This window comes from Streptomyces sp. NPDC049879 (assembly GCF_044461265.1).
In the GTDB taxonomy this organism is placed as follows: Bacteria; Actinomycetota; Actinomycetes; order Streptomycetales; family Streptomycetaceae; genus Streptomyces.
Window position 1 is genome coordinate 526,839 of record NZ_JBITKT010000001.1, and the last position, 21,358, is coordinate 548,196.

Genomic DNA, 21,358 nt, shown 5'->3' on the forward strand with positions numbered 1-21,358 from the left:
GCGTGCCGCACCTCCTCGACCTGACGGTGATGGGCATCGCGTACCTGCTCACCATGGGCACCCTCGCGTACGGCCTGCGCACCTGGCGCGCCGACCCCGGCGGGCGGCCCCGGCACCGCGCCCGGGCGACCGGCTGGCCCGGCCTCGTCCGCCAGGTCCTCGCCACGGCCGCCGGGGGATACGCCCTGCTGCTGCTCGTCGTCGCGGCCTACTACGTGGGGGTCGCGGGCCACGACGGGGACTTCCTGCTCAGCGCCGTGACGGGCGCCGCGTCGCTCACGGGCGTGGCGCTGCCCGTGCTGTGCGCGGCGAGCGCGGTGGCCGCGCGCCTGCGCGGCCGCCCGCGTCCCCCGCCGTCAGAACGCGTGCGGCAGCCAGGGCGCGACCGGTGACGAGAACGCCGTCGCCGCCGCCGTCAGCGCCCCGGGCCGCAGTTCCCGCACCAGCCCGGCGGCGGCGAGCGACGCCAGGGACGTGCCGCCCAGGTAGGCGGCGCCCAGCTCCCGCACGTCCAGCGCGAGGTCGGGCGCGTCGCCCGTCCGCTCGCACACCGCGCCGCCGGGCCCGCCGCTCAGCCGCCAGGTGCCGCCGTTCCAGGGGCAGAAGGCGTCCGTCACGTCCAGCACGACATCGACGTCCGCCGCGTACGCGCGGGCCGCCAGCGCCGCGCCGACGTCCACCGGGCGCAGGTGCAGCCGGTCGAAGACGCGCAGCCGCGAGCGGCGCTGGTCCGACACAAGGTGCAGCAGCGCGTCGTCCACCGGGCGGTTGGGCAGCCGCACCGTCGACATCAGGTCGAGTTCCATCAGAAAGCGCAGCATCGCCGCGTACGCCGCCGGGTCGGCCGCGTCGAGATCCTTCACCAGGACCGTGCCGTCCGGGACCGTCGCCTCCCACCGCGCCGTCGTCGCGAAGCGTGCGTAGCCGACGAGTTCGCCGTCGCGCTCCGCCAGCAGGCAGCGCCGGGGGGAGGCGCCGCCGCGCGCCGCAGGGGCGTCGAGCAGGATCATGCCGCGCCAGGCTGGCCGCCGGACGATCATGCCGGGACGTGCCGGCACCAGGCGGGCGTAGAGTTCCTCGCAGCGGTCCATGACGTCGGCCGGGTCGGCGAGGCTCAGCCGTACGTCCTCCGTGCCGGGCGGCAGCCGCAGCCCTGTCCGCGCGATGTCCAGCGTCGCGTCGAGGACATGGCTCGCCACGCCGTAGCCGAAGCGCCCGTAGATCGCGGGCTCCGAGGCCGTCAGCACGGCGAGCGGCTCCCCCGCGTCCCGTACCGCGTCGAGCCCCGCGCGCATCATCCGCCGCAGCTGCCCCTGCCGCCGGTGCGTGGGGGCCACGTGCACCATCGTCACACCTGCCGCGGGCACCTGTGTGCCCCCGGGCACCGAAAGCTGAAAGGAGAATGAACTGAACGACCCGACGATCCGGTCCTTGTCCCACAGGGCGAACGACCGATCAAATTCGGTCACTTCTCGCCAGGCCGCCCGCTCCTCCGCAGGCTCGAATCCTCCGCCGAACGCCCACTCCAGCGAGCGGTACCAGGATTCCCAGTCGGCCGCCCCGAGCACACGCAGTTCGGTCGTGCCCGTCGTCTCTGTCGTCATACCGCCATCCCTAACAGGGCCCACGGCCGATGGCGACGCATTTTCCGTACCGGCACCACGCCGTATCTCCACCGGATCGCCCCAAAGGTTCGACGTGCCGCCGAACGGGTGGATAAGGTCCCAGGTCATGGCACGCCGCAGCGAGAAACGGCACCGGAGCGCCCGCGGGGACCGCGCGCACAAGGCCGTCCACCGCCTGCGCACGACCGTGCGCCGCGTCGCCGTGGACTGGTTCCGGGGCAGCGGCTCCGACTGGCCCGCCCTCGCCGCGCTGCTCCTCCTCGTCCCCCTCCTCGCCGGCGCCACCGTCGCCTGGCCCGAGTGGTGCCCGCCCGAGTCGCTGGTCCTGCCGCTCGTCGCGGGCGGCCTCCTGCTGCGCCCCGCGAGCCTGCTCGGCCTGTACGCCGTCGTCGCCACCGCGCTGGTGCTGGAGACCGCGTTCATCGAGACCGACCGGCGCACGCCCGACCCGGTGACGCCGGGCAGCATCCTCGTCGTCGCGGCGGTGGCGCTGACCGGGCTGCTGATCGCCCAGTTCCGCAGCCGTGTCGGCGTCCCGTGGCGGCGCGGCGGCACCATGCTGTTCGACCTGCGCGAGCGCATCAGGACGCAGAGCGCGCTGCCCGCCCTGCCGGACGGCTGGCACCGCGAGATGTCGCTGCGCCCGGCGGGCGGCCAGTCGTTCTCCGGCGACTTCGTCGTCGCCGCGCGCACCGGCCCCGGGCGGCGCGTGCTCGAAGTGGTCCTCGCCGACGTCTCGGGCAAGGGCATGGACGCCGCGTCCCGTTCGCTGCTGCTGTCCGGCGCGTTCGGCGGCCTGCTCGGCTCGCTGCCGCCCCACGCGTTCCTGCCCGCCGCCAACGGCTACCTGCTGCGGCAGAGCTGGGACGAGGGCTTCGCCACCGCCGTCCACCTCGTCCTCGACCTGGAGAGCGGCGACTACGAGCTGCTGTCCGCCGGGCACCTCCCCGGCGTCCAGCTCAGCGCGGGCACCGGGCGCTGGCAGGAGATCGCCGCCGAGGGGCCGCTGCTCGGCGTGTGGGACGAGGCCGAGTTCCACCCCGCCAAGGGCACGCTGCGGCCGGGCGACGTCCTGATGCTCTTCACCGACGGCCTCGTGGAACGGCCTGGCCGCGACCTCACCGAGGGCATCGACCGCCTCACCGGCGAGGCGGACCGGTATGTCGCCACCGGCTTCAAAGGCGCGGCCTGGCACCTCGTCGAGGCCGTCGCCCGCGATGTGAACGACGACCGGGCGCTGTTGCTGATCAGCCGGGAATGATCAGCCGGGAATGACCGGGCGGGAGTGATCACCCGGCGGAGCGGTTGCCCGCGCCACGGCGCGCCGCCCCGACCCGCCGGGCTGAACAGGGTGGATACGGGCCCGCCGCGCGCCGGGGGCGCGCGCCCCTGTCGGCCGATCGGCCGTGCCGCGCCGGTCCGGGCGGATGCGGGCGGCCCCGGGCTGGCCTTGGCTCGGAGTCATGAGGCCACTCCCGAGACACCGTCACGAGCGCCGCCCCGCCCGGCTCTCCCCGTCCGCCGCGCGCCTGACCCGCAGGGTGGTCGGCGGCACGCTCGCCGGGGCGCTGGCGATAGCGGGGCCGTGGACGCTCCTGAGCGGCGACGGCGACGACGGGAGCCGGGGCGCCCTCGCGGCCGGGGCGGTCGAGGACGGCGCGCCCCGGGGGAGCGCCGTGACGGCGGAGCGGGCGTACGGGCCGCCGCCGTACGGCGCTGAGCCGCCGCTGAGGAGCCTCCCGGAGACGCCGGAACCGCCCGCGTTCCCCCCGCTTCCCCGACTCGCCCAACCCTCTTGGTTCCCCGAGCTGCCGCCGCTCCCCGACGCCGCCACCCCGGCGGAGCGGTGGGTGCCGTACGGGCTGTGGGAGGAACCGTTCGGCCGCGCGCGTGGGCGCCGGGCCGACGACGGGCCCGCGGCCGACGGCTGGACGGCCCCGGTCAGCGGCCACCCCGTCTCCGCCTCGTACGGCGACCCGGGCGACTGGGCGGCCGGCTACCACACCGGCGTCGACTTCGCGACGCCCGTCGGCACCCCCGTCAGCTCGGTCGGCCCGGGAACCGTGGTCACCGCGGGGTGGTCGGGGGACTACGGCAACCTCGTCATCGTCCGTATGGAGGACGGCCATTACGTGCTCTACGCCCATCTGTCGGACATCGCCGTCGCCGAGGGCCGGGACGTCAGGGGCGGCACCGCGCTCGGCGAGACGGGCAACACCGGCAACAGCACCGGCCCCCACCTCCACTTCGAGGTGAGGGCCGGACGGGACTACGGGACGGACGTGGACCCGCTGGCGTACCTGGCGGACCACGGCGTGACGCTCGGCTGACGGGGGCGTACGCGGCTCAGCCGCCCGCGTTCACGGGGCGCCGCTCGCCCCCGGCCCGCTCGCCCAGCGGACCGTCGCCCACGGCGCGCTCACCGCCCGGCCTGGCGGGCGGCGGCTGCCGGAACGCCCAGTCCATCGACGGCTCGACCAAGGGCCGCAGCAGCCGTCTGACCGGCGCGGTGCACAGCAGGGTGACGACGACGGCGCCGAGGGCCGTCACCACGGCGACACCGGCCGGGGAGGCGATGCCGTCCACGTCGTACCAGTCCCACCAGCGCGACGCCTTGATGACGAAGCCGTGCAGCAGGTAGCCGAAGATCGTGCCCGCGCCGAGCGTCGTGTACCAGGTGCGCCGCGTCGGCACGAGGGACAGGAACGCCACGGTCAGCAGCAGCCCGGCGCCGAACATCGCGAGCGTCATCACCGGCCCGGCCCAGGCCGCCTCGCCCATCTCCTGCGCCGAGTTGGTGCGGTACAGCCAGCTCTGGTCCAGGCGCGGCACGGACCAGTAGGACACGGCGAGCGCGAGCAGCAGCACGGGCACGGCGAGCACCCGCACCTCCGTGCGCCGCATCCATGTGAAGTGCTCGCGGCGCATCAGCATGCCGAGCACGAAGTACGGGAGGAACTGCAGGACGCGCTGGATGTTCAGGTCGTTGCCGAAGTGGGGGGACATCGACGCGATGCACGCGACGGCCAGCGCGACCGGCAGCGGGGCGCGCACGACCCGCCAGACGGGCGACGTCAGCCGCCAGATGAACAGCGCGACCAGGAACCACGTCACGTAGTAGGGATCGAGGAGGCTCAGCGGGAGGTCGGAGTCGCCGCCGCCCCACCCGGCCCGCGCGAAGAGGATGTACAGCACCTCGAAGACCAGGTACGGCACCCCGACGCCGGTGATCAGCCGCTTCAGCTGGTCGGGCCTGGCGGTGAAGCTGCGGGAGAAGTAGCCGGCGATGAGGACGAACGCCGGCATGTGGAAGGTGAAGACGAACGTGTAGAGGGCGGAGGCCGCGCGGGAGTCGTCACGCAGCGGGGTCCAGGCGTGGCTGATCGCCACCAGCACGATGGCCAGGTACTTCGCGTTGTCGAAGAACGGATCGCGCTCCTTGCGCCTGGCCCGTGCACCGTCGTCCGCGACAGCAGGTGGGGGGTCGGCCGCGCGCGCCGTGGCGGCGTGCGGCGACGCTTGTTGATTACGGACGTGCAACATTGTTCGCACGATAGCCGCTCTCCGGGCATCCGTACATTCCGCGTCGCGGGGTGTGGTGTTTCCCATGGAGATTTCGGTGACGATTCGCGACCCCGGTGTGGATTCCGGCGGGAAGGTGCCCGTTTTCGGGCGGTTTGCCCCGTGAGGAGGGGGTGTAAAAGGGCCATAATCGCCACCGCGCCCGGCTCGGTTGACGCGCGGGTGTTCTCCCGCGAAATCATGCTCCGGGGTGCCTCGGGGGAATTCGCCGAGCCCTCTCCGCTGCCCCCGTATTCCCCGGCTATGCGCGCCCGCTGGTTAACGGATCGGTAACGCGGCCTCCCGGGCCCCCGGAGGCCCGCAGGTGGCCGGAGCACGGTGGACGGAGTGTCACCGCACTCCACCTGGGGCGTAGTTGATGGCACGATGGTTCCTGCGTGGCCGCGGCGGTCGTGGTCAAGCTGTTGATGGAGCAGAGGCGAACCTTCCGTAAGGTGTGATCAGTTGTGGTTATCTCGTTCTCTCTGGCCCTCCTGTTCGGGGTGATCCTGTTCTTCATGATCAGGAGCGGGTCCATGAAGTGGGGCCCCGCGATCGTGGCCATCCTCTTCGGCTTCTCCCTCGCCTCCACGGGCGCCGCCGACCCCATAAACAACTTCCTGGAGTCGATCACCGACGGGGTCAACTCCGTGGACGACTCCATCAACAGCTCCTTCGGCGGCGAGTAGGCGGGCCGCCGGGCGCACGCAGGAGGCCCGGTCCCCCCGCGGGGGGACCGGGCCTCGGTGAAGAGCGGGCGACGGGAATCGAACCCGCGTAGCTGGTTTGGAAGACCAGGGCTCTACCATTGAGCTACGCCCGCCTGGCGTCGGCCGCGTGGTGACGGTGGGTCGGATCTCCCGGCCTGCCGAACCGTCCGGCGCGCGACACGTATCGTAGCAGCCGCCCCGGAGGACCCGACCGCGCGCGGCCCTGTACGCTACGTGTCGCATCGTGAGCCGGACGGGGTGTGGCGCAGCTTGGTAGCGCGTCCGCTTTGGGAGCGGAAGGCCGTCGGTTCGAATCCGGCCACCCCGACCACGTACTATGAGTAGCCTGCCTGCGCGCCTGTGGTGTGTCCGCGTGCGGGGCGCGATCGTCGCCCCACCGACCTCGCCCCTCCGCCGCGCTCCCAGGAAGTTTTTCCCCTGATGCCAGCCCCAAGGAGACCGACCGTGAAGAGCGCCGTGGAGACCCTGAACCCCACCCGGGTTCGGCTCACTGTCGAGGTGCCCTTCGAGGAACTCAAGCCCAGCCTCGACGCGGCGTACCGCAAGATCAACCAGCAGGTGACGGTGCCGGGCTTCCGCAAGGGCAAGATCCCGGCCCGCATCATCGACCAGCGGTTCGGCCGCGGCGCCGTGCTGGAGGAGGCCGTCAACGAGGCGCTGCCGAAGTTCTACAGCGAGGCGGTCTCCGAGGGCGAGCTGAACCCGCTGGGCCAGCCCGAGGTGGACATCACCGAGCTGCGGGACAACGAACTGCTGACCTTCACGGCCGAGGTGGACATCCGCCCCGAGCTGACGATCCCGGACTACTCCGGCATCGAGGTCACCGTGGACGCCGTCGAGATCCCCGACGAGGACGTGGACGAGGCCGTCGAGCGCCTCCGCGACCGCTTCGCCACCACCACCGTGGTCGAGCGCGCCGCCGCCGAGGGCGACGTCGTGAAGATCGACCTGGAGGCCCGCGTCGACGGCGAGGTGCTGGAGGACGGCGTCGCCAACGGCGTCAACTACACGATCGGTTCCGGCCAGATGCTGGACGGTCTGGACGAGGCCGTCACGGGCCTCGAGGCCGGCGGCACCGCGACGTTCACCAGCGAGCTGAAGGGCGGCTCCGCGGCCGGCCGCGAGGCCGAGGTCACCGTCACGGTCGAGACCGTCTCCTCCCGCGAACTGCCGGAGCTGGACGACGACTTCGCCCAGCTCGCCAGCGAGTTCGACACCCTGGACGCGCTGCGCGACGACAGCCGCCGCCGCCTGGCCGACGAGCGCAAGTACCAGCAGGCCACCGAGGCCCAGGAGAAGGTGCTCGACGCGCTGCTCGAACTGGTCGAGGTCCCGATGCCGCAGAAGCTCCTCGCGGACGAGATCGAGACCCGCAAGCACAACCTGGAGCACCACCAGCTGCCCCAGCTCGGCATGGACCTCGACGCCTACCTGAAGCTCCAGGAGAAGACGGCCGAGGAGTTCGACGAGGAGCTGCGCGAGCAGGCCGAGAAGGGCATCAAGACCCAGTTCGTCCTGGACCAGATCGCCCGCACCGAGAACCTCAACGTCAGCCAGGACGAGCTGACCGAGCACCTGATGCGGCGCGCGCAGTCCTCCGGCATGAGCCCCGACCAGTTCGCCAAGGCCGTCGTCGAGGGCGGCCAGGTGCCGATGCTCGTCGGCGAGGTCACCCGGGGCAAGGCGCTCGCCACGGTCGTCGAGTCCGTCACCGTCAAGGACACCAACGGTGAGCCGGTCCGCCTCGACGACGAGGAGGAGGACGCCGCCACCGACGCCGACGCGCAGGCCGACGTCACCGCCGACGCGGCGGACACCGCCGAGACCGCCGCCGAGGGCGGCGAGCGGGACAGCGACAAGTCCTGACCCCGCCTGCGGACCCGGGGCCCGGCACACCGCCGGGGCCCGGTGCGGACATGAGCCCTAGGCCCTGTCTGACAAATCTCGCCTCGGCGACGACGCCTGGCACGGCACCTCGCTGCGTTGTCGGAACACCCAAGTACTCCAGCACGAGGGCATCCCTCCGCCTTGCGATGCACCGCACCAGCCGCCGTCGCCCCCGCCTCCGGCGGACGGCGCTATTTGTCAGACAGGGCCTAGGTCCCGGCCCCGGAGCGCACGGGGGCCGGGACCCTGCGCTCACAGCGAACAGTTCCCTGGTCGGGATGGGTCCGCCGACACCGCGCGTTAGGGTCCGTAGATACAACCCGGACGTCGAGTGACGGCCAGGCGGATGCCGCCGGCCGTCCGAGAATGAGCAGGTGGATACGTGACGCTCTCGATGCCTTCCGCCATGGCGGAACCGCTGAACAGTGGCCTCGGTGATCAGGTCTACAACCGGCTGCTGGACGAGCGGATCATCTTCCTGGGCCAGCCCGTCGACGACGACATCGCCAACCGGATCACGGCCCAGCTGCTCCTGCTGGCCGCCGATCCGGACAAGGACATCTTCCTCTACATCAACAGCCCCGGCGGCTCGATCTCCGCCGGCATGGCCGTCTACGACACCATGCAGTACGTGAAGAACGACGTGGTGACCATCGCCATGGGGCTCGCGGCGTCCATGGGCCAGTTCCTCCTCACGGCGGGCGCCCCCGGCAAGCGGTACGCGCTGCCGAACGCCGAGATCCTGATCCACCAGCCCTCCGCCGGTCTGGCCGGTTCCGCCACGGACATCAAGATCCACGCCGAGCAGCTGCTGCGCACCAAGCGCAAGATGGCCAAGCTGTCCGCCTACCACTCCGGCGTCAGCGAGGAGCAGTGGGAGCGCGACGCGGACCGGGACCGCTGGTTCAGCGCCGAGGAGGCCAGGGACTACGGCCTGCTCGACCGCGTGATCACCAGTGCCGCGGACATCGCGGGCGGCGGCGGCACGGGCGCCTGAGCCCGCCCACCCCGCACGCGAAGCCGAGATCCCAGCCGAGACAGCCAGCCCATCCCAAGGCGGTACACACCAGATGAACAACTTCCCCGGTTCGGGCCTCTACGACCGTCTGCCGGCCGAGGCCCGCTACGTCGTCCCGCGCTTCGTCGAGCGCACCTCGCAGGGCGTGCGCGAGTACGACCCGTACGCGAAGCTCTTCGAGGAGCGCGTGATCTTCCTCGGCGTGCAGATCGACGACGCCTCGGCCAACGACGTCATGGCCCAGCTGCTCTGCCTGGAGTCGATGGACCCGGACCGCGACATCCAGATCTACATCAACAGCCCCGGCGGCTCGTTCACCGCGCTGACGGCGATCTACGACACGATGGAGTTCGTCAAGCCGGACATCCAGACCGTGTGCATGGGCCAGGCGGCCTCCGCCGCGGCCGTCCTGCTGGCGGCGGGCACCCGCGGCAAGCGCATGGCGCTGCCGAATGCCAGGATTCTCATCCACCAGCCGTACAGTGAGACGGGACGCGGTCAGGTGTCCGACCTGGAGATCGCCGCTCGTGAGGTCCAGCGCATGCGGACGCAGCTGGAGGAGATGCTGGCCAAGCACTCCACCCAGCCGATCGAGCAGATCCAGGACGACATCGAGCGCGACAAGATCCTCACCGCGGGCGAGGCCGTGGAGTACGGCCTGATCGACCAGATCATCACGACGCGCTCCTCGACCGCGGTCTGATCCGAGCACGGACCCGGGTACGGGGCGGTGACCGCTCACCGTCCGTGCCCGCAGTGACACCCAGCACCACCCAGGCACCATCAAGGACCACCCAGCACCACCCGCACGACCCAGCAAGCAGCCGGTACGACCGGTACCACCAGCACCAACCAGGACAGTGACTGGCCGCCCCCTTTTGACGGGAAGGCCCCGTGGAGGGGGATTCCCGTCAAGGGGGGCCACTCCCCGGGGCAACAAGGTACCGTCGTCTTCAGAAAGCATCAGTGCGCCGTCTCCCCGGCGGTGCGCAGGCGAAGGGGAAGCACCTCGTGGCACGCATCGGTGATGGCGGCGATCTGCTCAAGTGCTCGTTCTGTGGCAAGAGCCAGAAACAGGTGAAGAAGCTCATCGCGGGCCCGGGGGTCTACATCTGCGACGAGTGCATCGACCTGTGCAACGAGATCATCGAGGAGGAGCTGGCCGAGTCGCCGGACTCCGAGCTGGGCGAGCTGCCCAAGCCCCGGGAGATCTACGACTTCCTGGAGAGCTACGTGGTCGGCCAGGAGGACGCCAAGAAGGCGCTCTCCGTCGCGGTCTACAACCACTACAAGCGCGTCCGCGCCAGCGAGGCGGACTCCGGCAGCTCGCGTGACGAGGTCATCGAGATCGCCAAGTCCAACATCCTGCTCCTCGGCCCGACCGGCTCGGGCAAGACGCTGCTCGCCCAGACGCTCGCGCGGATGCTGAACGTCCCCTTCGCCATCACCGACGCGACCGCGCTCACCGAGGCCGGCTACGTCGGCGAGGACGTCGAGAACATCCTCCTGAAGCTGATCCAGGCGGCCGACTACGACATCAAGAAGGCCGAGCAGGGGATCATCTACATCGACGAGATCGACAAGGTCGCCCGCAAGAGCGAGAACCCGTCGATCACGCGCGACGTCTCCGGCGAGGGCGTGCAGCAGGCGCTGCTGAAGATCCTGGAGGGCACGACGGCCGCCGTGCCGCCGCAGGGCGGGCGCAAGCACCCGCACCAGGAGTTCCTCCAGATCGACACGTCCAACGTGCTGTTCATCGTCGGCGGCGCCTTCGCGGGCCTGGACGACATCATCCGCGCGCGGTCCGGCGCCCGGGGCATCGGCTTCGGCGCCGACATCAGGTCCCAGCGCGACCGCGACGCCGCCGAACTGCTCGCGGACGTCCTGCCCGAGGACCTGGTGAAGTACGGCATGATCCCCGAGTTCATCGGGCGCCTGCCGGTCATCACCTCGGTGCACAACCTCGACCGCGAGGCCCTGCTGCGCATCCTGGTCGAGCCGCGCAACGCGCTCGTCAAGCAGTACCAGCGCCTCTTCGAACTGGACGGCGTGGAGCTGGAGTTCGACCTCCCGGCCCTGGAGGCCATCGCCGACCAGGCCATCCTGCGCCGCACCGGCGCGCGTGGCCTGCGGGCGATCATGGAGGAGGTCCTGATGTCGGTGATGTACGAGGTGCCGTCGCGGCAGGACGTCGGCCAGGTCGTGATCACCGAGGACGTCGTCAGGTCCAACGTGAACCCGACGCTGGTGCCGCGTTCCCGGCTCACCAAGCAGCGCGGGCCCGGCTCGGCGCCGCACGAGAAGACCGCCTGAGCTTCGCCGCGGCCCGGTACACACGAGGGCCCGGTACACACGAAGGGGCGGGGCCCGGATCGATCGATCCGGGCCCCGCCCCTTCGCCGTTCCGGACGATCAGGCCGACTCGGCCGAGGGGTCGTCCTCGGCGCCCTCCTCCGCCTCCTCCACCGGCGTCAGGGAGTCCGTCCGCAGGTCGGCCGCTATCTGCGCGGCCTCCTCGAACGTCACGTCCACATTGCCCTGGCCGTTCACCCGCTGCGCGATGACCGCGCCGAGCGTGCTGGTGTCGGCCCAGACGCAGACCGGCACCACGACCGTCTCCATCAGGACCGGGTCCTCGGCCTCGGCGCCCTGGCACTTCATGACCGCGTCGCCGATGCCCTCGGGCGACGCCGCCTCGGGCTCGCCGACGAGCGTGAACTGGTCGCCGGCCTCGGAGGCGGTGTAGGCGAACAGGGCGTCCACGGCGGCGTCCGGGTCCTCCAGGGTGCCCCACAGGCCCACGACGAAGAGCGTCGTCGCCGCGCGGTCGCCCAGCTCGGCCGGGTCGGTGATGCCGGCCAGTTCGGTCGGGGAGATGCCGCCGACGTACTGGGCGGTGGCGCCCTCCGCGTCCTGGAGGCCCATGCGCGCGAGGTCCTCGGGGGAGGCGTTCTCGGCGGTCTGCGGCGGCGCGAGGACCGCGTAGTCGCCGGAGACGCCGGGGAAGTCGAGCTGGTAGGACGTGCCCTCGGCCAGTTCGCCGCCGCCGCCCTCACCGCCGCCGCCTCCGCCACCGCCGCCGTTGTCGTCGTCACCGCCGAGCAGCGCGATCCCGCCGGCGACGAGCGCCGCCACGACCACGACGGCCGCGGCGACGATGCCGATCTTCTTGTTCCGGCCGCCGCTGCCGCCGCTGCCGCCGGGCGGGGGCGTCTGGCCGTACGGCGGCTGCTGCCCGTACGGGCCGGGCTGGCCCGGCTGGGGCTGCTGCCCGTAGGGCTGCTGTCCGTACGGGCTCTGCGGGGGCTGCTGGCCCGGCGGGGGCTGCTGCGGGAAGCCGTAGCCCTGGCCGCCGGGCGCGGCGCCGCCCTGCCCGTACGGGTTCTGCCCGGCGGGCTGGCCGTAACCGCCGCCCTGCGGCCCGCCGTACGGGCCCTGCTGGTTCGGCGGCTGGCCGGGCTGTCCCGGTGGCGGCCCCTGCGGAGGCTGCTGCCCGTACGGCTGCTGCCCGTACGGACCCGGCTGGTGGTGACTCATCGATGCATCCCCTCACAAGCGCGTAGCTCGACGCTTCCGTTCATCCTGTCGGACGGTGTATGCGTATGTACATCTGACTGCCTGCCGAGGCCCGCGCCTTCCCCGGCAGCCCCGCCGCACCCCCCGCCGACGGGTCACGGCATGCCCTGCTCCTCCCCGCCCTGCACCTCGACCAGGGCCGCCGCGCGCAGATCGGCCGTGAACCGCGCCCCGTCCTCCAGGGAGACCGGTTCGGGGTGCTCCCCGGTCGTCTCGTCCACCAGCCGGTCGGTGACGACGATGCCGAGGGTGTCGAAGTCCGCCCAGGCGCACACGGGTATCCGCGGCGTCTCCTCCGGATCGACGTCGACGCCCTCCAGCATCCGGCAGGTCATGACGGCGTTGCCGAGCCCGTCCGGTTCCATCGCGACCGGCTCGCCGACGAAGCGTGCGTTGCCGTCGGAGGTGAACATGCCGCCGTCGGCGAAGAACGCGTCCAAGGCCGCCTGCGGGTCCCCGATGGTGCCGTAGTACCCGTTGAACATCGCGAACCCGACCACCGGGCCCTCGGGCGGGTTGGCGTCCTCGTACATCGCGCCGGTCATGTCGTCGACCTGGACCGACGGGTGGAGGTTCCCCTCCGTGACGTCCTCCATGTTCTCCGTTCCGCCGGGGTCCCTCTCCAGCGTCCCGACCGCGGCCGGGGGTTCGAGGGTGTACGCGCGGCCGTCGTCGTGGAGGCCGCCGTCGTCCCCGCCGAGGGCGACGACGAGGCCGACCGTCACCGCGGCGGCAACCGCGACGGCGACGGCCACGAGCAGCCCGGTCCGCCGCTTCGCGGGGGGCTGCCCCGGCGGGGGCGGGTACGGCTGTGGGTACTGCTGCCCGTACGGCGCGGTGCCGTAGGGGGCCGGGTGCTGCGGCGGCGCGGGGGGCTGGGCCGGGTGCCCGTAGGCCGGCATGCCCGGTACGCCGGGCGTCTGGTTGCCGTGCGGGTGGTGACCGCCCTGCGGTGGCAGGCCCGGCGGTGGGTATGTCACGTGACGTTCTCTCTCGTTCGGACGATCGCAGCCCGGCGGCACCGCACCCGCCGCCTGCGGATCATCCTCGGGCATGCCGCGACCGGTACCGAGGGGCGGCGGCATTCTGATTCGAACTTGGGACACACCGCCTCGTAGACTGACCGTCGTGACCGAGAACACTCAGCCGCCCGCGAACGGGCCCCTCAGCACCCCAGCCGATCTGCCGACGCAGTACACGCCGGCCGACGTAGAGGGAAAGCTGTACGAGCGCTGGGTAGACCGGGGCTACTTCAGGGCGGACGAGAAGAGCGACAAGGACCCCTACACCGTCGTCATCCCCCCGCCGAACGTCACCGGCAGCCTGCACCTGGGCCACGCCTTCGAGCACACGCTGATCGACGCCCTGACCCGCCGCAGCCGCATGCGGGGCTACGAGACGCTGTGGCAGCCGGGCATGGACCACGCGGGCATCGCCACGCAGAACGTCGTGGAGCGCGAGCTGGCCAAGGAGGGCCTGTCGCGGCACGACCTCGGGCGTGAGGCGTTCGTCGAGCGCGTCTGGCGCTGGAAGTCCGAGTCCGGCGGCCGGATCTCCGGGCAGATGCGCCGCCTCGGCGACGGTGTCGACTGGGACCGCGAGCGGTTCACCATGGACGAGGGCCTGTCGCAGGCCGTCCAGACGATCTTCAAGCGCCTCTACGACGACGAGCTGATCTACCGCGCCGAGCGCATCATCAACTGGTGCCCGCGCTGCCTGACGGCCCTGTCGGACATCGAGGTCGAGTACCAGGAGGACGACGGCGAGCTGGTCTCCATCCGGTACGGGGACGGCGAGGACTCGCTCGTCGTCGCGACCACCCGCGCCGAGACGATGCTCGGCGACACCGCCGTCGCCGTCCACCCGGACGACGAGCGGTACCGGCACCTCGTCGGCCGCCGCATCGCGCTGCCGCTGACCGACCGGACCATCCCCGTCGTCGCGGACACGCACGTGGACCCGGAGTTCGGCACCGGCGCCGTCAAGGTGACGCCCGCGCACGACCCGAACGACTTCGAGATCGGCCGCCGCCACGACCTGCCGCAGCTCACGGTCATGGACGAGCACGCCGTCATCACCGTCCACGGGCCGTTCCTCGGGCTCGACCGCCTCGAAGCGCGCTCGGCCGTCGTCGCCGCGCTGCGCGCCGAGGGGCGGATCGTCGCCGAGAAGCGCCCGTACCCGCACTCGGTCGGGCACTGCTCGCGCTGCAAGACCACCGTCGAGCCGCGCGTCTCGCTCCAGTGGTGGGTCAAGGTCGCGCCGCTCGCGAAGGCGGCGGGCGACGCCGTGCGCGACGGGCGGGTGACCATCCACCCGAAGGAGATGACGTCCCGCTACTTCGAGTGGGTCGACAACCTCCACGACTGGTGCATCTCGCGGCAGTTGTGGTGGGGCCACCGCATCCCGGTCTGGTACGGGCCGGACGGCGAGGTCCGCTGCGTCGGCCCGGACGAGGAGCCGCCGGCGGGCGAGGGCTGGCACCAGGACACCGACGTCCTCGACACGTGGTTCTCCTCCGGCCTGTGGCCGTTCTCCACGCTCGGCTGGCCCGAACGGACCGGCAGCGTCGAGAAGTTCTACCCGAACTCCGTCCTCGTCACCGGCTACGACATCCTCTTCTTCTGGGTCGCGCGGATGATGATGTTCGGCCTGTACGCGATGGACGGCACCCCGCCGTTCGGCACGATCGTGCTGCACGGCATGGTCCGCGACCAGTTCGGCAAGAAGATGTCCAAGTCCTTCGGCAACGCGGTCGATCCGCTCGACTGGATGGACGCCTACGGCGCGGACGCCCTGCGGTTCACGCTGAGCCGCGGCGCCAACCCGGGCGTGGACGTCCCGATCGGCGAGGACTGGGTCCAGGCGTCGCGCAACTTCGCCAACAAGGTGTGGAACGCGACGCGCTTCGCCCTCCTCAACGGCGCGACGGTCGGCGGCGACCTGCCGGACGCGGCGGAGCTGGGCCCCGCCGACCGCTGGGTCCTCTCGCGGCTGAACTCGGTCGTCGCCGAGGTGGACGCGTACTTCGACGACTACCAGTTCGCCAAGCTCAGCGACGTCCTCTTCCACTTCGCGTGGGACGAGGTCTTCGACTGGTACGTCGAGCTGTCGAAGACGACGTTCGCCGCCGGCGGCCGGGCCGCCGAGGTGTCGCGCCGCGTCCTCGGCGAGGTCCTGGACGTGACGCTGCGGCTGCTGCACCCGCTGATGCCGTTCGTCACCGAGGAGCTGTGGACGACGCTCACCGGCCGTGACTCCGTCGTCGTCGCCGCCTGGCCGGCCGACTCCGGGTTCCGCGACCGGGCGGCGGAGGACGAGCTGGCGGCCGTCCGCGCGCTGGTCACCGAGGTGCGCCGCTTCCGCGCCGACCAGGGGCTCCAGCCGGGGCAGCGCGTCCCGGCCACGCTCGACCTGGGCGGCACGGGCCTGGAGGCGCACGAGGAGGCCATGCGCGCCCTGCTGCGCCTCCAGCCGCCCGGCGAGACCTTCGAGGCGACCGCCTCCCTCCCGGTCGGCGGCGCCACGGTCGCGCTCGACCTGCATGGCGTCATCGACTTCGAGGCCGAGCGCAAGCGGCTGACGAAGGATCTGGCCGCCGCCGAGAAGGAGCTGGCCCAGACGACCGCGAAGCTCGGGAACGAGGCGTTCCTCGCCAAGGCGCCCGACCACGTGGTGGACAAGATCCGCGCCCGCCGTGCCGCCGCCGAGGCCGACATCGCCCGCATCGGGACACAGCTCGCACAGCTCCCGTAACGGGACTGTCGGTGGTGCTCCGTACACTGGCCCCGTGAACGGCACACTCCGTGCCCGGCCCCCCGCCACCGGCGGGCGGACCGGGCGCGGGGTGGGGGTGCGGGCGGAGAAGCGAACGGAATGACGCAGTGACTGACAGTCCTACCGGCGGCGGTGGTCCCCGGGACGAGAGCGGCGACCCGTTCGAGGACATCGTGGCCGCGGAGAGCGACCGCGACCCGGACCTCGCGGTCATCGAGGCGGGCAGCCGCACGCTGCGGGCCCAGTCCGGCACCCCGCGCGCCGAGGACCTGCCCGGACGGCCCGCCGATCCCGAGGTGGACCGCGCCCTGCGGGAGGTCGAGGCGGAGCTGGCCGGGCGCTGGCCCGAGACCAAGCTCGATCCCTCGGTGGTCCGCATCCAGGCCCTGATGGACGTCCTGGGCGAGCCGCAGCGCGCCTACCCGTCGATCCACATCACCGGCACCAACGGCAAGACCAGCACGGCCCGCATGATCGAGGCGCTGCTGACCGCCTTCGACCTGCGCACCGGCCGCTACAGCAGCCCGCACGTCCAGTCGATCACCGAGCGCATCAGCCTCGACGGCGCCCCGATCCCCGCCGAGCGCTTCGTCGCCGCGTACGAGGACATCAAGCCGTACGTCGAGCTGGTCGACGCGCGGCAGGACTACCGGCTGTCGTTCTTCGAGGTGATGACCGGCATGGCGTACGCCGCCTTCGCCGACGCCCCGGTGGACGTCGCCGTGGTCGAGGTCGGCATGGGCGGCACCTGGGACGCGACCAACGTCGTGGACGCCCAGGTGGCGGTCCTCACGCCGATCTCCCTGGACCACACCGAGCGGCTCGGCGACACCCCCGCGAAGATCGCCGTGGAGAAGTCCGGGATCATCAAGCCGGACGCCCGCGTGGTCCTCGCCCAGCAGCCCGTGGAGGCCGCCTCCGTCGTGCTGCGCAAGGCCGTCGAGGTGGACGCCACGGTCGCCAGGGAGGGCCTGGAGTTCGGCGTGCTGTCCCGCGAGATCGCGGTCGGCGGGCAGCTGCTGACGCTGCGCGGCGTCGGCGGCGACTACCCGGACGTCTTCCTGCCCCTCTACGGCGAGCACATGGCGCACAACGCGGCGGTCGCCCTCGCGGCGGTCGAGGCGTTCTTCGGCGTCGGCGAGGGCCGGGAGGCGGGCACGCTCGACCCGGACGTCGTCAGGACGGCGTTCGCCTCCGTCACCTCCCCCGGCCGCCTCGAAGTGGTGCGCAGCAGCCCCACCGTGATCCTCGACGGGGCGCACAACCCGGCGGGTGCCCAGGCGGCCGCCGCGGCCGTCACCGAGGCGTTCGGCTTCAGCCGCCTCGTCGGGGTGATCGGGACGAGTGAGGGCAAGGACGTGCGCGGCCTGCTCGAAGCCTTCGAGCCGGTCCTCACCGAGGTCGTCGTCACCGGGAACGCGAGCCACCGCGCCCTCGACCCCGACCGGCTCGCCGCGATCGCGGTGGAGGTCTTCGGCGAGGACCGCGTGCAGGTCGAGCCCCGGCTCGACGACGCGCTGGAGGCGGCGATCGCCCTCGCCGAGGAGGAGAACGAGTACGCCGGGGCCGGGGTGCTGGTCACCGGCTCGATCATCACGGTCGGCGAGGCCCGGCTGCTGCTGGGAAGGAATCGCTGATGCGGACGCTCTGCGCCAGCACGCTCGTCGGGGAGTTCATCGTCATCGCGCTGGCCGCGCTCGCCATCGGGCAGCTGTCCGACGTCGCGACCGGCACCCTGTGGGCCGTCAGCGGCACCGCCATGGTGCTGTGCCTGCTGGTGTGCGCGCTGATCACCCGTCCGGGCGGGGTCCAGCTCGGCTGGCTGCTCCAGGCCGGGCTGGTCGCGGCCGGCTTCGCGCTGCCCGCGATGTTCTTCCTCGGCGCCGTGTTCGCCGGCCTGTGGTGGGCCTCGGTCCACTACGGCCGCCGCATCGACGCGATACGCGCGGCCCGCGCCCGCGAGGAGGCGGCGGCCTGACGGGCCGCCCCGCGACCCGGCACGCCCAACTGCCGGGCCCTGATGCGGAACGGCGTCCCCCTGCCGGGTAATCTTGCTGCCCCCGCCGTCCTCCCTGTTGCCAGGCCTGTCGTCAGGAGCCGCGTCCATGAGCCAGCGCACCCTCGTCCTGCTGAAGCCGGACACCGTCCGCAGAGGACTTGTCGGTGAGGTACTCGGCCGGATCGAGCGGAAGGCCGAGTGGACCATCACCGCGCTGGAGCTGCGCACGCTGGACCGCGCCACCCTGGAGACGCACTACGCCGAGCACGCCGGCCGCCCGTTCTACGAGCCGCTGATCGCGTTCATGTCCTCGGGCCCGAGCGTCGCGCTGGTCGTGGAGGGCGAGCGGGTGATCGAGGGCCTGCGGGTGCTGGCCGGTCCGACCGACCCGATCGCCGCCGCCCCCGGGTCCATTCGGGGGGATTACGGCACGATCGTGCGGGAGAATCTGATTCACGCCTCGGATTCCGAGGACTCGGCCGAGCGCGAGTTGAAGATCTTCTTTCCCGGACTCGACTGAGCGGAATGAGCGGGACGGACGTCCCTGACGTCCCGTCAGCGGAAACGGCGCGCCACGCCCGGTTCACCTGAAAGCAGTCCGCCATTCCGGTATGTACAGTCGAACGAGGGAACCCTTCACCCGAACACGACGTCACCATGACGGAGGGTGGGCCGGGTTCCGCCGACAATGGCGAGAGCGGCGCTCCGGCGCTCCGTGTCCGACCGGCGGTGGCTACGATGGCAGCACCGCGACTCTCCTCCGCTCCGGGCGGAGAGGGCCCGCCTGGCGCTCCGTTCATCGCAGCCCCGCCGACCTCCCCGCACAAATCGCTCCAGCTGGAAGGCCAGATGTATCCCTATGGCGAACAATATGTCGTTCATCGGCCGTGACATGGCAGTCGACCTCGGGACGGCCAACACGCTGGTGTACGTCAGAGGTCGCGGGATTGTTCTCAACGAGCCGTCCGTCGTCGCCATCAACACCAACACCGGCGGCATTCTCGCGGTGGGTGCCGAGGCGAAGAAGATGATCGGCCGCACGCCCGGCAACATCGTGGCGGTCCGCCCCCTCAAGGACGGCGTCATCGCCGACTTCGAGATCACCGAGCGGATGCTCCGCTACTTCATTCTCAAAATCCACAAGCGCCGTTATCTGGCGCGCCCGCGCGTGGTCGTCTGCGTGCCCTCCGGCATCACCGGGGTGGAGCGCCGCGCGGTCATCGAGGCGTCCACCCAGGCCGGTGCCCGCCAGGTGCACATCATCGAGGAGCCGATGGCCGCCGCGATCGGCTCGGGGCTCCCCGTCCACGAGGCCACCGGCAACATGGTCGTGGACATCGGCGGCGGCACCACCGAGGTCGCGGTCATCTCCCTCGGCGGCATCGTCACCGCGCAGTCGATCCGGGTGGCGGGCGACGAGCTGGACAACGCGATCATCCAGCACATCAAGAAGGAGTACAGCCTCCTCCTCGGTGAGCGCACGGCCGAGAGCATCAAGATCACGATCGGCTCGGCCTACGACCTCGACGCCGACGAGCACACCGAGATCCGCGGCCGCGACCTCGTCAGCGGCCTGCCGAAGACGGTGGTCATCTCCTCCGCCGAGGTCCGCAAGGCCATGGAGGAGCCGGTCAACGCCATCGTGGACGCGGTCAAGACCACGCTCGACAAGTGCCCGCCCGAGCTGTCGGGCGACGTCATGGACCGCGGCATCGTCCTCACCGGCGGCGGCGCGCTGCTGCGCGGCCTGGACGAGCGGCTGCGCCGGGAGACCGGCATGCCGATCCACATCGCCGAGGACCCGCTCGACTCGGTCGCGCTGGGCTCCGGCAAGTGCGTCGAGGAGTTCGAGGCGCTCCAGCAGGTACTGGACGCCCAGCCCCGGCGGTGATCCGCGGCGCCCCCGCGCGCCGGTCCGCCGCGTGCGGGGTGATCCGCCCGCGCGGCGGATCACCGGACCACCCCACCGACCCGTGCAGCACCTCAGCGTCCTGCAGCCCGGCGCGTTCCTTGCGCGCCACACATTCCGTAGAGAAAGGCACGGCCGCCGCCAGTGAGGGACACCCGAGAGAGCCGGCTGCTTCTCGTCCTGTTGGTATCCATCGCGTTCGCGCTGATCTCGGTGGATATCCGGGGCGGGGACAACTCTCCGCTGGACGGTCCGCGGCAGGCGGCGGCGTCGCTGTTCGGCCCGGTCGAGGAGGGCGTCGCGGGTGCCGTTGATCCGGTGGCCAACGCCATCGCGGCCGTCCGCGAGTCCGGTGACCGGCACGACCGGATCAGCGAGCTGGAGCGGGAGAACGCGGAGCTGCGCCAGCAGCTCGGCTCCGACGCGCACCGCGATTCGCGGATAGAGCAACTGGACGACATGCTGCAGACCGCCGGGGCGGGCCAGTACGGCGTCGTCGCCGCGCAGGTCATCGCGATCGGCGCCGCCCAGGGCTTCTCCTGGACCGTCACCATCGACGCGGGCACCGAGGACGGCATCACCCGCGACATGACGGTCCTCAACGGCGACGGGCTCGTCGGCCGCGTCACCACCGTCGGCTCCGGCACCGCGACCGTGCTGCTCGCCAACGACCCCGGCTTCACCGTCGGCACGCGCCTGGAGGACAGCGAGGAACTCGGCTTCGCCACCGGCCGCGGGGACAACGAGCTGGAGGTCCAGCTCCTCAACCAGCAGGCCCGCGTGGCGGAGGGGGACCGCATGGTCACCTTCGGCTCGGACGACAACCGGCCGTTCGTGCCGGGCGTCCCGGTCGGCGAGGTCGTCAGCGTGGACCGCACGGCGGGCGACCTGACGAGGACGGTGCGCGTGCGGCCGTACGTCTCGTTCACCCAGCTCGACCTGGTGGGCGTCGTCGTCGAGCCGCCGCGCGACAACCCGCGCGACTCCGTCCTCCCGCCGCGTCCCGAGGACCGGGACGAGGGCCGCGACGAGGACGAGCGGGCCGACCGCGGCGCCCGCGAGCGCGACGAGGACACCGGCAACACCGGGAACACCGGGAACGAGGACGGCCCCGGCGGCGTGGAGGACGGCACCCGGGAGCCCGAGGCGCCGGGCGAGGGCGGCCAGGACGGCGACGTCGCCGCCGAGGGGGAGCAGCCCGGCGGCCCCGGCGCGGGTCCACCCGCCGATCCCGCCGACCCAGCTGCCCCCGCCGACCCAGCCGACGTGGAGTGA

18 protein-coding genes and 2 tRNA genes are annotated in these 21,358 nt (G+C 72.0%); 15 read left to right on the forward strand and 5 right to left on the reverse strand.

Annotation, left to right across the window (positions count from 1 at the left end):
• Positions 1 to 2 precede the first annotated feature (2 nt).
• The gene (locus ACIBPC_RS02395) at positions 3 to 392 is read left to right on the forward strand and encodes a DUF6256 family protein (protein ID WP_398840713.1); all 390 of its coding nucleotides are present in this window, start codon (positions 3 to 5) and stop codon (positions 390 to 392) included.
• Here the strand turns inward: ACIBPC_RS02395 and ACIBPC_RS02400 are convergent.
• Positions 357 to 1,604: a GNAT family N-acetyltransferase gene (locus tag ACIBPC_RS02400; protein ID WP_362955459.1), complete on the reverse strand. Its 1,248-nt coding sequence runs from the start codon at positions 1,602 to 1,604 to the stop codon at positions 357 to 359. The two genes, ACIBPC_RS02395 and ACIBPC_RS02400, sit on opposite strands and share 36 nt — an antisense overlap.
• 127 nt (positions 1,605 to 1,731) lie before the next feature.
• On the opposite strand from ACIBPC_RS02400, the gene ACIBPC_RS02405 reads away from it, so the two are divergent.
• Complete coding sequence (locus ACIBPC_RS02405) at positions 1,732 to 2,886, forward strand: PP2C family protein-serine/threonine phosphatase (protein ID WP_398840715.1); 1,155 nt, start codon at positions 1,732 to 1,734, stop codon at positions 2,884 to 2,886.
• 202 nt (positions 2,887 to 3,088) lie between these two features.
• On the forward strand, positions 3,089 to 3,955 hold the full coding sequence (locus ACIBPC_RS02410) for a M23 family metallopeptidase (protein ID WP_398840717.1): 867 nt from the start codon (positions 3,089 to 3,091) through the stop codon (positions 3,953 to 3,955).
• 16 nt (positions 3,956 to 3,971) lie between these two features.
• Here the strand turns inward: ACIBPC_RS02410 and ACIBPC_RS02415 are convergent, their stop codons facing one another.
• Complete coding sequence (locus ACIBPC_RS02415; RefSeq protein ID WP_398840719.1) at positions 3,972 to 5,168, reverse strand: acyltransferase family protein; 1,197 nt, start codon at positions 5,166 to 5,168, stop codon at positions 3,972 to 3,974.
• 485 nt (positions 5,169 to 5,653) lie between these two features.
• Here ACIBPC_RS02415 and ACIBPC_RS02420 point away from each other — a divergent pair, with 485 nt between their 5' ends.
• Positions 5,654 to 5,875, forward strand: a complete 222-nt coding sequence (locus tag ACIBPC_RS02420) for a hypothetical protein (protein WP_362955468.1) — start codon at positions 5,654 to 5,656, stop codon at positions 5,873 to 5,875.
• A 63-nt stretch (positions 5,876 to 5,938) separates the two neighbouring features.
• On the opposite strand, the gene ACIBPC_RS02425 is transcribed toward ACIBPC_RS02420, so the two are convergent.
• A tRNA-Gly gene (locus ACIBPC_RS02425) sits at positions 5,939 to 6,009 on the reverse strand.
• A gap of 141 nt (positions 6,010 to 6,150) precedes the next feature.
• On the opposite strand from ACIBPC_RS02425, the gene ACIBPC_RS02430 reads away from it, so the two are divergent.
• The 5 genes from ACIBPC_RS02430 (at position 6,151) to clpX (ending at position 11,135) form a co-directional block, all read left to right on the forward strand.
• A tRNA-Pro gene (locus tag ACIBPC_RS02430) sits at positions 6,151 to 6,227 on the forward strand.
• 134 nt (positions 6,228 to 6,361) lie between these two features.
• Entirely contained in the window at positions 6,362 to 7,783 is a 1,422-nt protein-coding gene (tig, locus tag ACIBPC_RS02435) for a trigger factor (protein WP_398840721.1), read from the forward strand.
• A 403-nt stretch (positions 7,784 to 8,186) separates the two neighbouring features.
• Positions 8,187 to 8,801: an ATP-dependent Clp protease proteolytic subunit gene (locus ACIBPC_RS02440; protein WP_398840722.1), complete on the forward strand. Its 615-nt coding sequence runs from the start codon at positions 8,187 to 8,189 to the stop codon at positions 8,799 to 8,801.
• 73 nt (positions 8,802 to 8,874) lie between these two features.
• On the forward strand, positions 8,875 to 9,525 hold the full coding sequence (locus ACIBPC_RS02445; protein WP_362955473.1) for an ATP-dependent Clp protease proteolytic subunit: 651 nt from the start codon (positions 8,875 to 8,877) through the stop codon (positions 9,523 to 9,525).
• Between the two features lie 308 nt (positions 9,526 to 9,833).
• Positions 9,834 to 11,135: an ATP-dependent Clp protease ATP-binding subunit ClpX gene (gene clpX, locus ACIBPC_RS02450; RefSeq protein WP_362955476.1), complete on the forward strand. Its 1,302-nt coding sequence runs from the start codon at positions 9,834 to 9,836 to the stop codon at positions 11,133 to 11,135.
• A 99-nt stretch (positions 11,136 to 11,234) separates the two neighbouring features.
• Here the strand turns inward: clpX and ACIBPC_RS02455 are convergent, their stop codons facing one another.
• Entirely contained in the window at positions 11,235 to 12,359 is a 1,125-nt protein-coding gene (locus ACIBPC_RS02455; RefSeq protein ID WP_362955479.1) for a hypothetical protein, read from the reverse strand.
• Positions 12,360 to 12,493: 134 nt separating this feature from the next.
• Positions 12,494 to 13,378: a hypothetical protein gene (locus ACIBPC_RS02460; RefSeq protein ID WP_398840725.1), complete on the reverse strand. Its 885-nt coding sequence runs from the start codon at positions 13,376 to 13,378 to the stop codon at positions 12,494 to 12,496.
• Between the two features lie 148 nt (positions 13,379 to 13,526).
• On the opposite strand from ACIBPC_RS02460, the gene ACIBPC_RS02465 reads away from it, so the two are divergent.
• The 6 genes from ACIBPC_RS02465 to mreC all read left to right on the forward strand — a co-directional run bounded on the left by ACIBPC_RS02465 (position 13,527) and on the right by mreC (position 21,358).
• Complete coding sequence (locus tag ACIBPC_RS02465) at positions 13,527 to 16,154, forward strand: valine--tRNA ligase (RefSeq protein ID WP_398840726.1); 2,628 nt, start codon at positions 13,527 to 13,529, stop codon at positions 16,152 to 16,154.
• Positions 16,155 to 16,282: 128 nt separating this feature from the next.
• Positions 16,283 to 17,812, forward strand: coding sequence for a bifunctional folylpolyglutamate synthase/dihydrofolate synthase (locus ACIBPC_RS02470; RefSeq protein WP_398840728.1), 1,530 nt, complete (start codon positions 16,283 to 16,285; stop codon positions 17,810 to 17,812).
• Positions 17,812 to 18,153 (forward strand): DUF4233 domain-containing protein, encoded by a 342-nt coding sequence (locus tag ACIBPC_RS02475; protein ID WP_362955491.1) that lies wholly within the window; start codon positions 17,812 to 17,814, stop codon positions 18,151 to 18,153. The genes ACIBPC_RS02470 and ACIBPC_RS02475 overlap by 1 nt, the downstream gene beginning before the upstream one ends.
• A gap of 127 nt (positions 18,154 to 18,280) precedes the next feature.
• Complete coding sequence (gene ndk, locus ACIBPC_RS02480) at positions 18,281 to 18,694, forward strand: nucleoside-diphosphate kinase (RefSeq protein WP_362955494.1); 414 nt, start codon at positions 18,281 to 18,283, stop codon at positions 18,692 to 18,694.
• A gap of 351 nt (positions 18,695 to 19,045) precedes the next feature.
• Entirely contained in the window at positions 19,046 to 20,065 is a 1,020-nt protein-coding gene (locus tag ACIBPC_RS02485; RefSeq protein WP_052851024.1) for a rod shape-determining protein, read from the forward strand.
• Positions 20,066 to 20,227: 162 nt separating this feature from the next.
• Positions 20,228 to 21,358, forward strand: a complete 1,131-nt coding sequence (mreC, locus tag ACIBPC_RS02490) for a rod shape-determining protein MreC (RefSeq protein WP_398840731.1) — start codon at positions 20,228 to 20,230, stop codon at positions 21,356 to 21,358.